Genomic DNA, 13,890 nt, shown 5'->3' with positions numbered 1-13,890 from the left:
GCCGGATCCATGAAAAAATAATGGTGCTTCGATGCCTCCCACATCCAAACTTTCAAGAATTCGAAATATCGGGATTATCGCTCACATCGATGCCGGCAAGACAACGGTCAGCGAGCGGATCCTCTACTATACGGGGAAGTCATACAAGATCGGAGAGGTCCATGACGGAGAGGCCGTGATGGACTGGATGCCTCAGGAGCAGGAGCGGGGGATCACCATCACGTCGGCCGTGACAACCTGCAATTGGAAAAACTCCGAAATTCATATCATCGACACGCCGGGCCATGTGGATTTCACCATTGAAGTGGAGCGCAGCCTCCGCGTACTGGACGGGGCCGTCATCGTGTTCGATGCCGTGGCGGGTGTGGAGCCGCAGTCTGAAACCGTCTGGCACCAGGCCGACAAGTACGGTGTTCCCAAGATCGCCTTCGTGAACAAGATGGACCGGGTCGGTGCGGATTTCTTCCGGGTCATCGAGATGATGAAGGAGCGCTTCAGCGCCGTTCCCCTCCCCATCCAGATTCCCTGGGGTCAGGAAGAAAAGTTCCAGGGGATCGTGGACCTGATTTCAGAAAAGTGTGTCATCTGGGACGACAGCTCCAAGGGGGCGCATTACGAAGCGATCGACATTCCCGGCGATCTGATGCCGGAAGTGGAGCTGCAGCGGGAACGAATGCTGGAATCGGTGGCGGAATTCGATGACGACATCGCGGAAAAGTACCTGGGAGGGGAGGAAATATCGCAAAAGGAGCTGCATGCGGCAATCCGCAAGGCCACCCTGGCCGTCAGGCTCGTTCCCGTCCTGTGCGGCACCGCTTTGAAAAATAAGGGAATCCAGCCGCTGCTCGATGCCGTGGTCGATTTTCTGCCTTCCCCGGAGGATGTCCCCCCCGTTTCGGGAATCCATCCGGTCACGAAGGAGGAATTGACGAGAATCAGCAGCACGAAGGAGCCGCTGGCCGCCCTGGCCTTCAAGGTGATGCAGGATGAAGGCCGGAAGCTGACCTATCTGCGGATTTATTCGGGGCAGATAAAAACGGGCGAGGAGCTTTACAACGCCAGCAAGAACAGGAAGGAAAAGGCCTCCCGGCTTCTCAAGATGCACGCCAACAAGCGTGAACGCTTGGAGCAGGCCGGGGCCGGGGACATCGTCTCGGTGATGGGGTTGAAGGAAACTGCGACCGGCGATACGATCTGCGACGAGGCGCATCCCATCCTGCTCGAATCCATGGAATTCTATGAGCCCGTCATTTCGCAGGCCATTGAAGCAAAGACACCCGCCGATCAGGAAAAATTGTCGCTGGCTTTGCAGAAACTGATGGATGAAGATCCGACGCTCCGGGTGAAATACGACGATGAAACGGCGCAAACGGTGATATCCGGGATGGGAGAGCTGCACTTGGATGTCATTATCGACCGGTTGAGCCGGGAGTTTCACACCCAGGTCAACGTGGGAAAACCCCGAGTGGTCTACCGGGAGACTATCAGGAAAAAAGTTGAAAGTGAGGGGCATTTCGAAAGAGAGCTGGGCGACAAGAAGCATTTCGGCCATGTCCGCCTGATCCTGGAGCCGCTGGAACGCGGAGCGGGCGTTGAAACGGACTGGATTCCCGAAACGGACGCACTGCCCGCGGAATATGTCCGGGCCACGGAAGAGGGGATATCGGAGGCGGTTCAAAGCGGCGTGATCGCCGGCTATCCTCTTGTGGACATTCGGGTGAGCGTTGCCGGGCTCACGATCAAGGAAGGCGAATCCTCGCCCATCGGTTATAAAATTGCAGCGGCTTCCGCATTGAGGGACGGATTCAACAAGGCCGATCCCCTGCTGCTCGAACCCGTCATGATGGTCAGTGTGATCACCCCGGCCGAGTTCATGGGGGAGGTGATCGGTGACATCAACGCCCGAAGAGGGGAGGTCCAGGAAATCACGCCCAAGGGAGCGATATCCGAAATTCGCGCCCGGGTTCCCTTGAAGGCCCTCTTCGGTTATTCCACGGACCTTCGCTCTGCGACCCAGGGCAGGGCGGTGTTCACGATGCAGTTCTTCGCGTACGATCAGGGCTAGCGCCGCCGGTTTTTCACATCCCGCCTTCCGTCATCCGTCATGAGAAATCAGCACCTCTGCCGGCACTTGTCCCCAGGGGAACCCCATCTCCCGGGCTGATTCCTGTACATCCCCCCGGGAAAACCGTCTTCCCGATCCAAAGAAAACCCAAGAAGGTCCCCGAAAAAAATGTCAGGGCGTTCCAATCGGCTTCCGCCTGGGATTGTCGTTCGGTCAGCCATCCACTAGGATCCCCCGGGGGCGGTCATGGTGGACGGCACGGGAGCCGGTCTGCCGGCGGAGGACCCCCCCAGGGGAAGTCGGGGTGAAAGTTTTTTGGAATTCTGATGGACATCATGATATCCTTTGGCGGTCAAAACGCATTGGAGCGGATGCGCCGGGCGGTTTCAAGTCCATGTAATTCTTGAATTTAACAGGGGGAGGAATCATTCTCATGGTAACAACATCACGAAACGTGGATGTCCTGTTAACATCATCGATGCCTCTGGAGGATAAGGATAAACTGTTGAAGACCCTCCTGCGGATCACTTCCCTGCTCACCAATCCGTCGAGCGTCGGAGAAATCATGCAGAAGATTCTCGATGATGTCGTCGACGCCCTGGGATTTGACCAGGGGATTATTCGAACCTGCGACGATTCCCAGCAGTTCCTGAAGACGCGCGTTGTCAAGAATTACAAGGCGGAGGAAGCAAAGCGGGCCTTTGCCGCGGCCATCAATCTGGCAGATGACTGCGTCGCCTCCAAGGTCTATAAAACGGGAAAGGCGATGGTGATCGAGGATGTATCCACGGACCCGCGCATGACGGACACGGATCGCCTCCTGACCAGAATCAACGACCGGGGGTCCATCTTCTGCGCACCCCTGAAGATCGGCAACGAGGTCTTCGGGATTACGGCAACGTGGTGCCGCCAGAGAAAAAGCTTTTTCCCGGAGATGATGGACATGTTTCTGACCTTTGCCAACCAGATGAGCATCATCATCCACAATGCGCAGCTCTTCGAGAACAACGCCGAGAAGATCCACCAGCTGACCGTTCTGGGGAAGGCGGTATCGGAGATGAATTCCAGTTATGTGCTGGACAATCACATCCGGGAAGTCCTGACCACGGCCGCGATGGACATTGCCTCCGCCTCCAAGGCCATGTTTTATATCATCGACGACAAAAAGAACCGTTTTCTGATTCATGATGGGGATCAGGTGACCACCGAAGAGGAGCAGCTCCGGAATGCACGGATTGAACCGAGCATCATTCCCGAGGCCATCGCCTCCAATGCCATCATTGTCAAGCAGCCCCCCTTTGCCGAAGACGGCTTCATCCCGATATTCGACGGGTTCGATTCGGAACTGGCCATTCCGCTGCGTATCGGCGACAAGTTCCGGGGGGCGCTTTATCTTGCGAAGGAGAGGAACCGCTATACGGAGGATCAGGTCAATGTCCTGGACATCCTGGTAAAGAATGCCTGTACGGCCTATGACAACGCCATCATGCATTCCCTTTTGTCCCGGGAAGCAAGATCCCTGAAAACGGAGGTGGAGAAGCTCAAGGAGCGCGAGGATTCCCTGCTGGGCTTCGACAACATCATCGGGACATCCACCAAGATGGACGGCATCTTTCATGTGATCAAGGAAGTCGCCGGCCACAACACCCCGGTTCTGATCCAGGGGGAAAGCGGTACGGGAAAGGAGCTGATTGCCCGCGCCATTCACCGGCAGAGCAACCGAAACTCCAAGGCCTTTGTGGATGTCAATTGCGCCGCCATTCCCGGGACGCTTCTGGAAAGCGAACTTTTTGGGTACGAGGCGGGGGCCTTTACCGACGCCCGGAAGAAAAAGATCGGTCTGCTGGATTATGCCAACGGGGGCACGATGCTCCTCGATGAAATCGGAGACATGAGCTTTCCCCTGCAAGCCAAGTTTCTGCGCGTCCTGGAGGAGGGGCATCTCCGGCGCCTGGGCGGGACGGAGAACATCCCCCTGGATGTCCGCTTCGTTTTTTCCACCAACAGGGATCTCAGCAGGATGGTGAAGGAAGGCCTCTTCCGCGAGGATCTCTACTATCGGATCAGCGTTGTTCCCGTTGTCCTGCCGCCCTTGAGGGAGAGGGGGACGGATATCCTGCTGCTGGCCCATCACTATGTCGAGGAATTCAACAGGAAATTCCGGAAAAAGGTCAGGGGCTTCAGCAAAGAGGCGGAACAGATCCTCCTGGCCTATCGCTGGGCGGGCAATGTCCGGGAGTTGAAAAACATCATGGAGCGTGTCATGATTCTGCAGAATGTCGGTACGACCATCCTGCCTGAAAATCTTCCCGCGGAGATGCGGGCAACCGAAGAGGGGGGCGACTACCGGATTTCTCTGGATACGTTCCTTCCCGATCTGACCTCGGGAGGCATCGATTACACGACGATGACGGAAGAGATTACCAGGAACGTCAAGGGCAAAATCCTGGAAAAGGCTTTGGAACTGAGCCGCGGCAAAAAAACGGAGGCGGCCAGGCTCCTCAACATATCGCGTTACAAACTGATACGGGAGCAGAAGAAAAGCGGCCTTTCCTGAACCAAAAAGAGCCGTCTTTATCGGGTGTTGCTGCCGAGAAAGCAAAGGCCGGCTGGAATTCCAGCCGGCCTTTTTTTGAAAGCGATCCGCTCGAAACAGGGGAGCTTTTTCAATCCGGTTCAAACCGGATGGCCGGACCCCATTCCTTGACGGAAAAGGCGTTGAAGATGTTGTGCCCGTTATAGTCGAGCACCCTCAAATCGTCGGTCTGGTGGAGATCTTCCATGATGATGTCGAACGTGCCGGCATAGACGGATTTCACTTTTTCAACGGGAAGCTCGATGGCGACAAATTTGTTGATGCCTTTCGCTGCCAACTTCTTGACAAAAGCCGGGTTGGTCAATGATTCATAGGTTGTCAGAATGAGAATGGGACCTGTGCCGCTGAAGATAATCGCAGACTTCATGGTTTTCCTCCTTTCTAAAGCTGAAAAAAGACAGAATGAACCTGAAACCCTCTTCGCCGGATTAGAATTTCCCGGCCTGGCATACGACCTCTGTTACCCCTCATCCTTTTATGGGGATTTCAACATATTTTAGAGGATAGTTGAGATCCTGTCAATTCATGATGTGGCAAAAATACCGGGTCATTTCTGAGGAAGGATTTTTCAGAGCCGGGTTCTCCGCCTATGCTATTCTCCGGCAAAAAAAGAGGGGGATGCGGCAGACCGCATCCCCCCTTCGTCAACTTCTAAATGACTTCGTAAATTAACCGTAGATCATGTGGTACATGGCAATGATCGCCGGCAGGGTGACCAGGGAAACGACGGACATCAACTTGATGAGGATGTTCATCGCGGGACCTGACGTATCCTTGAAGGGGTCGCCGACGGTGTCGCCCACAACGCCCGCCTTGTGGGCGTCGGAGCCTTTGCCGCCGAAATTGCCCTGCTCGATGTATTTCTTCGCATTGTCCCAGGCGCCGCCGGCATTGGCCATGAGAAGGCCCAGGATAACGCCCGTCAGCGTGGCGCCGGCGAGGAAACCGCCCAGAGCCTCGGGCCCGATGAAGATGCCCACCAGGACGGGGCTGATGACAGCCGCAACACCGGGAAGGATCATGCGCTTCAGGGCGGCGGTGGTGGCGATATCCACGCAGCTGTTCGTGTCGGGGGGCGTCGTTCCCGCCATGATGCCGGGAATCTCCCGGAACTGCCGGCGGATTTCGTTGATCATGTCGAAGGCGGCCTCACCGACGGCCGTCATCGTCATGGCTGCCAGCAGGCAGGGGATCAAGGCGCCGAGGAACAAGCCGGTGATGACATGGGCCTCCGTCAGGTCGAGAGCGAAATTTTCAAAACCCGGATAGGTCTTCATCGTCTGGCTGACGGCGGCGAACATGGCCAGGGCCGTAAGGGCCGCCGAACCGATGGCGAAGCCTTTGCCGATGGCGGCTGTGGTGTTGCCCACCGCGTCGAGGCCATCGGTGATTTCACGGACATGGGGCGGCATGTGGGCCTGTTCGGCAATGCCGCCGGCATTATCGGAAATCGGCCCGTAGCTGTCCACGGACATCGTCATTCCAACGGTTCCCAGCATGCCGACACCGGCGATGGCGATTCCGTAAAGACCGCAGGAAAGGTAGGACAGCCAGATCGCCATGGCGATGAAGAACACAGGGAGCGCCACGCTCTCGAGACCAACGGCAAACCCGCTGATGATCGTGGTGGCCGATCCGGTCTGTGAGGCTTCGGCGATTCGGCGGATCGGTTTGCGGGCCGTGTAGTATTCCGTGACGGCACCGATGAGCATCCCCGCGACAATTCCCATCAGAACGGCCCAGAAGGGTCCGAGGGGACCACGGATGCCCAGGCTCTGCAGATATTCGGGAGTCATGTCCGCCGTGATCGTCTTGACGACAAAGTAAGAGGAAGCGATGAAGAGGACCCCTGCGATATAGAGGCCGTTGCTCAGGGCGGACTGGGGGCTCATGTTCTTGAGCAGATTGAACAGCCCGATGCCGATGACCGAGGAGGCCAAACCGACAATGATGAAGAGCATGGGCAGCATCATCCATTTCATCGCCATTCCTTCCACGCCCAGCCCCATCGTGGCGCCGATGGCGATGGCCGCGACGACGGATCCGACATAGGATTCAAAGAGGTCTGCACCCATCCCGGCGATGTCGCCGACGTTGTCGCCGACGTTGTCCGCGGTGACGCCCGGGTTTCTCGGGTCGTCCTCGGGAATTCCCGCCTCGACCTTACCGACCAGGTCGGAGCCCACATCGGCCGTCTTGGTGAAGATGCCGCCGCCGACACGGGCGAAGAGGGCGATGGAAGAGGCGCCCATGGCGAATCCGTTGATGACTCCAGGATCCGTTCCGGCGAAGAGCATGAAGAAGACACCGAGGCCGAGCAGACCGAGGGAAGCCACGGAAAGGCCCATGACGGACCCACCGAAGAAGGCCACGGTCAGGGCTGTCGCCTGTCCGTGCGTCTTAGCCGCTTCCGCGGTCCTCGCATTGGAGAGGGTCGCCGCCTGCATGCCGAAGACGCCGGCCATCAGGGAGCAGATGGCCCCGGCCAGGAAGGCCACGGAGGTCATCTTGTGATCCAGACCCATGTAGAGAAGAGCGAATACGACGACGATAAATATGGAGATGATCTTATATTCCCTCTTGAGGAAGACCATGGCGCCCGCATGAATGCGCTCCATGATCTCCACCATGACCTTGTCTCCCGGGGGAAAGGACATGACGTATTTATAAATAAAAAACGCCAGCACCAGTCCGAGGAGACCCCATAACCACGCGTAGTTGACTAAAAATTCCATAATCCCGTTTCTTATACCTCCTGACAAAAGTATTTATGATTTTTGCATCGCATCCGTTCGCTGGTGCCGAAAACAACGGACGCAACCAAATGAATCACCAGAATCTCTTAACAAGCCGTAAATACGGGCCTTAAGGGAAGTTCACCCGCCAATTCCTTTTTGCGGTGGGAGAATAGGTGAATTATAATGTTGTGTCAATGAAAAAGAATTCATTGGTGACAATAAGCCACAAAAAAAGGCGCTCCCGAATCCAGGGGATGAGGGAGCGCCTGCAGAATGATAAGGTGACGTGAAACTTAACCCTTTTCCGCGATCCTCATCCCGTAGAAGGATCGATAGACGAAAATCAGGGCGATGACGAAAAACACCGACGCCAATCCAAGCTTGAGGCCTTGGTTGGTCATTGTGACGGCGATTTCCGTGGCCAGAAGACCGAACAGGGTCGTGAATTTGATGACCGGGTTCAAGGAGACGGATGAGGTATCCTTGAAGGGATCGCCGACGGTGTCACCAACGACGCTGGCTTCATGCAGGGGGGTATTCTTTTCCGCCAGGTCGACTTCAACGATCTTCTTGGCGTTGTCCCAGCACCCACCGGCATTGGCCATGAAGATGGCCTGGTACAGACCGAAGAAGGCGATACCGATCAGATAACCGATGAAGAAGTAGGGATTAAAGAAGGAAAGCGCCAGGGCCATAAAGAAGATGACGATGAAGATGTTGACCATACCCTTCTGGGCATAAATCGTACAGATCTTCACGATTTCCTTGCTGTCCTTGATGTCGGCTTCCTCTTTGTCGAGATTGATGTTTTCTTTAATGAACACGACCGCGCGATAGGCGCCGGTCACGACGGCCTGGGTTGAGGCTCCGCAGAACCAGTAGATGACGGCGCCGCCCATGAGCAGGCCAAGGATGATTTCCGGCTGAACAAGGCTTAACTTGGCAATAGCGCCGCCGAAAAGGTTTTCAAGCAGGATGATGATGCCGAAGACCATGGTGGTGGCGCCGACGACGGCTGTACCGATCAGCACCGGCTTGGCTGTCGCCTTAAAGGTATTTCCGGCGCCGTCGCAGGATTCCAGAAAATGTTTTGCCAGGGCGAAATCCGGTTCCTTTCCATAAGCCTTTTTCACAACTTCCTTTGCATCTGGGCGCACTTCAATTCTGGAAAGCTCATAAATGGACTGGGCGTTATCCGATACCGGTCCGAAACTGTCAACGGCAATCGTTACAGGACCCATGCCCAGGAACCCGAAGGCCACCAGACCGAAGGCAAAGACAGGAGCGGCAAACTGGAAGGCTTCAGGCATGAGCGTCATAATGGATGCGCTCTGGGAGACCAGATAGGCAATCAGCATCAGGACCAGAATCGCCAAGCCTTCCCAGAAGGCGGAGAAGTTACCGGCTACCAGTCCGGAGAGGATGTTCAGCGAAGGACCACCCTGGCGGGAGGCATCGATAACCTCGGCACAGTGCCGGGAACTGGTGCTGGTGAACACCTTGGTCAGTTCCGGAATCAATGCACCGGCAATGGTGCCGCAACTGATGATAATGGAAAGTGCGAGCCAGAGCGAGATGCCGCCTACGGGCGGGACATCCGCCAGGAGGGCGTGGCTGGCAAAGAAGGTGATCGCGATGGAGACGATGGATGTAATCCAGACCAGGTTGGTCAGGGGATGCTCAAAGTCAAATTCTTTTTTGTCGCCAAAGAGCGAAGCACTGACGGCATTGTTCACAAAATAAGAAATGAGGGACGTGATGACCATCATGATACGCATGGCGAAGATCCAGATCACCAGCTTGCCGCCCATTTCCGGGTTTCCGGCCATGGCCAGGGCGAGGAAGGTGACCAGGGCAACACCGGTAACACCGTAGGTCTCAAATCCGTCTGCCGTGGGTCCGACACTGTCGCCGGCATTGTCGCCGGTACAGTCGGCGATAACGCCCGGATTCTTCGGATCGTCTTCGGGAAGATGAAAAATGATCTTCATGAGATCGGAGCCGATATCGGCGATCTTGGTGAAGATACCACCGCAGATTCTCAGGGCGCTTGCGCCGAGGGATTCACCGATGGCGAAGCCGATGAAGCAGGGGCCGATCAACGCCGGCGGAATATAGGCAAGGATGGCAAGCATGAAGAAGAGTTCGATGCTGACCAGCACAAGGCCGACACTCATTCCGGATCTCAGGCAGATGTCCACGATATTGAGGGGCTTTCCGCTGAGGGATGCAAAGGCCGCCCGGGAATTGGCAACGGTGTTGATCCGGATGCCGAACCAGGCCACGCCGTAGGAACCAAGGATACCCAGAATGGAAGCGGCGAGAATCATGGAAACATCACCCATGCCCTTGCCCTGGAGTCCAACAAAATAATAAAGAATGCAGGCAGCGATAAGAATCCAGAGAGCGGCCAGGAATTTTCCCTGCTGAATAACGTACGTTTTGCAGGTTTCCCAGATGGTGTTGGAGACGTCCAGCATGCTCTTGTGGGCGGGCAGGCTTTTGGTCTGTGTATACTGCATCAACCCGAAGGCCATTCCAACAATGCAGACAACAAGACCAACGTTAAGAATCGTTAATCCCCCCACAGGAGAGCCGAAAATATTGAAGACTACCGCGGTCAGATCCGGCAGCTCAATATCCGCTTCACCTGCGAAGGCCATCGGCGCCAATACGAATAGTATGGCGCTTATGATGAAAAAAGACAAAAAACCCAGTTTTCCCTTAAACATCATTAAACCTCCTGTATTAAGTCGTTGATAACCAAACCGTTGTAGCTGTTCATCGCCGCCTTGATCCCTGAGGAAATCACCTCAATGACCGCATCGGCCGCTGTTCTGATCATTTTGGGCAGATGACGCGATTCGATCTCGGTGAACGGCTGAAGAACATAGCGTTCAACCGCCGATCTCCGGGCCGGCTTTCCAATTCCCAGTCTGACCCGTTGGAATTCCGGTCCACCCAGGGAGTCATGAATGGATATCAACCCTTTGTGACCTCCCTGACCTCCCCCTGCCTTGAGTCGGATGGTACCGAAAGGCAGATCCAAATCATCATGTACGACAAGAACATCTTCAACGACAATCTTAAAAAAATCCGCCAGTTTCCTGACGGATTTCCCACTCAGATTCATGAACGTCTGGGGTTTGGCAAGCAAAACGCTTTGTCCTGCAATAATTCCCTTTCCCCATAAGGCATCAAACCCGAATTGCGAAATTCTGATTTCCTGATCTTCCGCCAGCTGATCCAGCACGAGAAATCCGAAATTATGCCGGCTGAATCGGTATTGGTCGCCCGGGTTTCCAAGTCCAACAATCAGCTTCAAAACCACCTCACAGCGACGCAGTTGTCGAGAAGGGCCTCCTGCTTCAGGCAGGCAGCCTTACGAGGAAGCCTCTTCCGTCTCCTCCGACGCTTCCGGCCTGGCGGCATGGAGCGCCGTGATCGTGACCAGCGCGATATCCTCCGCGTCGACACACAGAATGCCTTCCGGCAGACAGAGATCCTTCACGAGGATGGCGTCGCCCACATCGAGGCCGGCAATGTCCAGCGAAATAAATTCCGGCAGGTCCGAAGGCAGGCAGGAGACCCGGACTTCTCTGCGGAGGTGCTGCAGTTCCCCGCCTTTCTCAATTCCCGCGGGCTGGCCGACATAATGGAGCGGCACATCGAAGGTGATCTTGTGATCCATTCGGATTGCGTAAAAATCCGCATGAAAAACATTGTTCGTCAGAGGTTCAACCTGAATCTCCTTAATCAGAGAGGTTCTTTCCGCCTGCTTCCCCGCATCGTCGATAAGAAGTTTGATGAAGAGGTTGTCTTCATGGCCTTTTCTTACCGTTCTGAGATCGGAAGCGTTTACCGTCAACGACAGGGTCTCTGCTCCGGGACCGTATAAAACTGCAGGGATCAATCCTTTTCGCCGTAACCGCTTCGCCGATCCTGTGCCGGACTGCGCGCGTACGGTGGCTTTCAACTCAAGCGCTTCCATCTACTCCTCCTACTATATAAAAAGTGAACTTACGGAATCGTTATAATAAATTCTCCGAACGGCCTCGCTGAGCAGGCCGGCGACGGAGAGGACGCTGATCCGGCCGCATGCCTTCGCCCTTTCCTGCAGGGGAATGGTATCCGTAACAATGACTTCCCGGATTTCCGCACTTTCGATTCTGTCCATCGCCGGTCCGGAAAGGACGGGATGGGTGCAGCATACCGAGATTTCATTCGCCCCGGCGTGGCGAAGGGCCTTTGTCGCCTGGACGACGGTACCGGCCGTATCGATCATGTCATCAAGAATGACTACGTTCTTCCCTTCCACGGATCCCACGATATTCATCACCTGCGCTTCATTGGGGCCTTCCCTGCGCTTGTCGATGATGGCGATGCTGGCGTCCAGGCGGCGGGCAAAGGCCCGGACACGCTCGACGCCGCCGGCGTCGGGGGAAACGATCACCAGGTTGTTCGAGTAATGCTCCTTGAGGTAGGAAAGAAGAACGGGCAAGGCAAAGAGATTGTCGACGGGGATGTTGAAAAATCCCTGGATCTGCCCGGCGTGAAGATCGAGGGATAACACGCGGTTCGCTCCCGCCGTCGTAATCAGGTCCGCCACGAGCTTAGCCGATATGGGCGCTCGGGGGGCGACTTTGCGGTCCTGCCTGGCATATCCGTAATAGGGAATGACCGCCGTGATGCGGCCTGCCGAAGCCCTTTTCAGGGCGTCAATCATGATCAGCAGTTCCATCAACGTGACATTGACGGGGGTGCAGGTAGACTGAATGATGAAAATGTCCATACCACGGACATTTTCATTGATCTCCACCCTTGTCTCTCCGTCACTGAAGGTGGTTACGTTGGCCTTACCTAGGGGAATCCCCAGGCGGTCGCAGATCTTGGCGGCCAGATCGGGGGTCGCGTTGCCTGTAAAAACCTTTATTCTTTCGAGCATGAAATACGTCCTGATGGAATAGTAATTGAGAACTGGCTGGGGCGGGAGGATTCGAACCTCCGTATGCAAGAACCAAAATCTTGTGTCTTACCGCTTGACGACGCCCCAACTGATGTTCGTTAAGCCCAGGTTGTCCGCCGCCTTTCGCCTTGCTCCCTTTGGATCGCCTCTGATCCGGATTCGGTAAAAGCCCCGCTGACGAATCGTCGTGATGAAAAGCCTTCAATCGACCGAGTGGCAGAGGAAAACAGACCACGAACTTGACTTTTTCAGCACGGATTTTGCTTTTTCTGCCTTGTCTTCAGAATCAAACAGGCCGAAAACCGTCGGTCCGCTGCCGGACATCAGAGAGCCTGCCGCACCGTTCAAAAGAAGCAGCTCCTTGATCTCCCCCAGGGACGGATGCATCTTCAAGGTCACGCGCTCAAGATCGTTGTGAAGCCCTGCAGCCACGTCTTCTCCGGTCAAAAACCGCGGAATGCTATAATGTATTGTTTCGTTTGTCAATCCTAAATTCAGGTTTTGATAAATGACCTTCGTCGAGACTTCGAAGCCGGGATTGACGAGGACAAACCAGAAGGAGGGGACGGCGCGCGCCGCCTCCAGGCGATCGCCGATGCCGAAGGCCCAGGCCGGTCCGGGGAAGAGGAAGAAGGGGACATCGGCTCCGAGGGTCGCCCCGAGTTCTCTCAATTCTTCGCTGCTGAAGTTGAACTGGAAGAGTTCGTTCAAGGCCAGGAGGGTGATGGCGGCGTTGGAGCTGCCGCCCCCGAGGCCCGCGGCCAGGGGGATGTTTTTGTGGAGGGTGATGGTGACTCCCGGCCGGAAGCCGGCTCGGGAGAAAATTGCTTTTGCGGCCCGGAAAACGATATTGTCTTCATTTTCGGGCAGAGGGACACTGGGGCATCGCAGGGAAATGCCCCGGTCCGAAGGAAAAAATTCCAGCTCGTCGTAGAGGCTGATTTTCTGCATCAATGTGGCCAGGTCGTGATATCCGTCCGGCCTTTTTCTCAATACCCGGAGGTGGAGATTCACCTTCGCCGGCGATAATCTTCTCATCATGATCAGGAAGTTTCTTTGACGTATCGCATTTTCAGTTCGAAGAGAATCTCGTCCAGCAGGGATTTTTCATGATCGTCGAGATTGCCCTTCGTCTTGTCCTTGAGCATGGACAGGATGTCGATGGTCTGTTTGGCGGCAGGAAGATTTTTCTGGGTTTCCCGCGAGACGGGATCGGGAAAATCACCGAAATGAAACATGACCGTTGTGCTCAGGGAGAGGATGAAGTTCAGAAACGTAATCTCGGGGAGGGACGAATAATCCTCTTCCTCGGGCTGACGGCCGGACGGCCCGGTTTTGGGTTCCCCTGAAGCCTTCGGGGGGGATTCCGGCTTCGGCTCTTCCTGTGCACGCTGCTCGCCGGATTCGCTGAACATCCGCTTATCCTTTACAACAAATGATTTTTCCTGCTTTTCTTCTTCCATAAACTCCTCCTGCGCAAAAGCTTTTTCAGGCAAAGCCACCTTCCGTTCGAGAGGGGGGCCTG

At 55.5% G+C, this 13,890-nt stretch carries 10 protein-coding genes and 1 tRNA gene; 2 read left to right on the top strand and 9 right to left on the bottom strand.

All coding sequences use genetic code 11. The annotated features are described in order from the left end of the window. Nucleotides 1–31 precede the first annotated feature (31 nt). Nucleotides 32–2,065, top strand: coding sequence for an elongation factor G (fusA, locus tag ACJ77P_RS09420; protein WP_408998087.1), 2,034 nt, complete (start codon nt 32–34; stop codon nt 2,063–2,065). 433 nt (nt 2,066–2,498) lie between these two features. Further along, nucleotides 2,499–4,622: a sigma 54-interacting transcriptional regulator gene (locus tag ACJ77P_RS09415; RefSeq protein WP_367361332.1), complete on the top strand. Its 2,124-nt coding sequence runs from the start codon at nt 2,499–2,501 to the stop codon at nt 4,620–4,622. Nucleotides 4,623–4,731: 109 nt separating this feature from the next. On the opposite strand, the gene ACJ77P_RS09410 is transcribed toward ACJ77P_RS09415, so the two are convergent. From ACJ77P_RS09410 to ACJ77P_RS09370, 9 genes are all read right to left on the bottom strand, one after another. Beyond that, complete coding sequence (locus ACJ77P_RS09410) at nt 4,732–5,028, bottom strand: hypothetical protein (RefSeq protein ID WP_408998086.1); 297 nt, start codon at nt 5,026–5,028, stop codon at nt 4,732–4,734. 301 nt (nt 5,029–5,329) lie between these two features. After that, nucleotides 5,330–7,396, bottom strand: a complete 2,067-nt coding sequence (locus ACJ77P_RS09405) for a sodium-translocating pyrophosphatase (RefSeq protein ID WP_408998085.1) — start codon at nt 7,394–7,396, stop codon at nt 5,330–5,332. A gap of 296 nt (nt 7,397–7,692) precedes the next feature. Then, on the bottom strand, nt 7,693–10,131 hold the full coding sequence (locus ACJ77P_RS09400) for a sodium-translocating pyrophosphatase (RefSeq protein WP_408999417.1): 2,439 nt from the start codon (nt 10,129–10,131) through the stop codon (nt 7,693–7,695). A 2-nt stretch (nt 10,132–10,133) separates the two neighbouring features. Next, nucleotides 10,134–10,724 (bottom strand): aminoacyl-tRNA hydrolase, encoded by a 591-nt coding sequence (pth, locus tag ACJ77P_RS09395; protein ID WP_367361336.1) that lies wholly within the window; start codon nt 10,722–10,724, stop codon nt 10,134–10,136. A 57-nt stretch (nt 10,725–10,781) separates the two neighbouring features. Further along, nucleotides 10,782–11,390, bottom strand: coding sequence for a 50S ribosomal protein L25/general stress protein Ctc (locus tag ACJ77P_RS09390; protein WP_408998084.1), 609 nt, complete (start codon nt 11,388–11,390; stop codon nt 10,782–10,784). 12 nt (nt 11,391–11,402) lie between these two features. After that, nucleotides 11,403–12,344: a ribose-phosphate pyrophosphokinase gene (locus ACJ77P_RS09385; RefSeq protein ID WP_367361338.1), complete on the bottom strand. Its 942-nt coding sequence runs from the start codon at nt 12,342–12,344 to the stop codon at nt 11,403–11,405. A gap of 33 nt (nt 12,345–12,377) precedes the next feature. Further along, nucleotides 12,378–12,452: transfer RNA gene (locus ACJ77P_RS09380), tRNA-Gln, on the bottom strand. A 114-nt stretch (nt 12,453–12,566) separates the two neighbouring features. Next, entirely contained in the window at nt 12,567–13,406 is an 840-nt protein-coding gene (gene ispE / locus ACJ77P_RS09375) for a 4-(cytidine 5'-diphospho)-2-C-methyl-D-erythritol kinase (protein WP_408998083.1), read from the bottom strand. Between the two features lie 2 nt (nt 13,407–13,408). Next, a complete protein-coding gene (locus ACJ77P_RS09370) occupies nt 13,409–13,828 on the bottom strand; it encodes a DUF1844 domain-containing protein (protein ID WP_367361339.1) in 420 nt (139 codons plus the stop codon). Nucleotides 13,829–13,890: the final 62 nt, after the last annotated feature.

The organism is Syntrophus buswellii (assembly GCF_046097065.1).
Classification (GTDB): Bacteria; Desulfobacterota; Syntrophia; order Syntrophales; family Syntrophaceae; genus Syntrophus; species Syntrophus buswellii.
The sequence above is the reverse complement of the archived record's forward strand: the minus strand, read 5'-3'. Positions and strand labels throughout refer to the sequence as shown.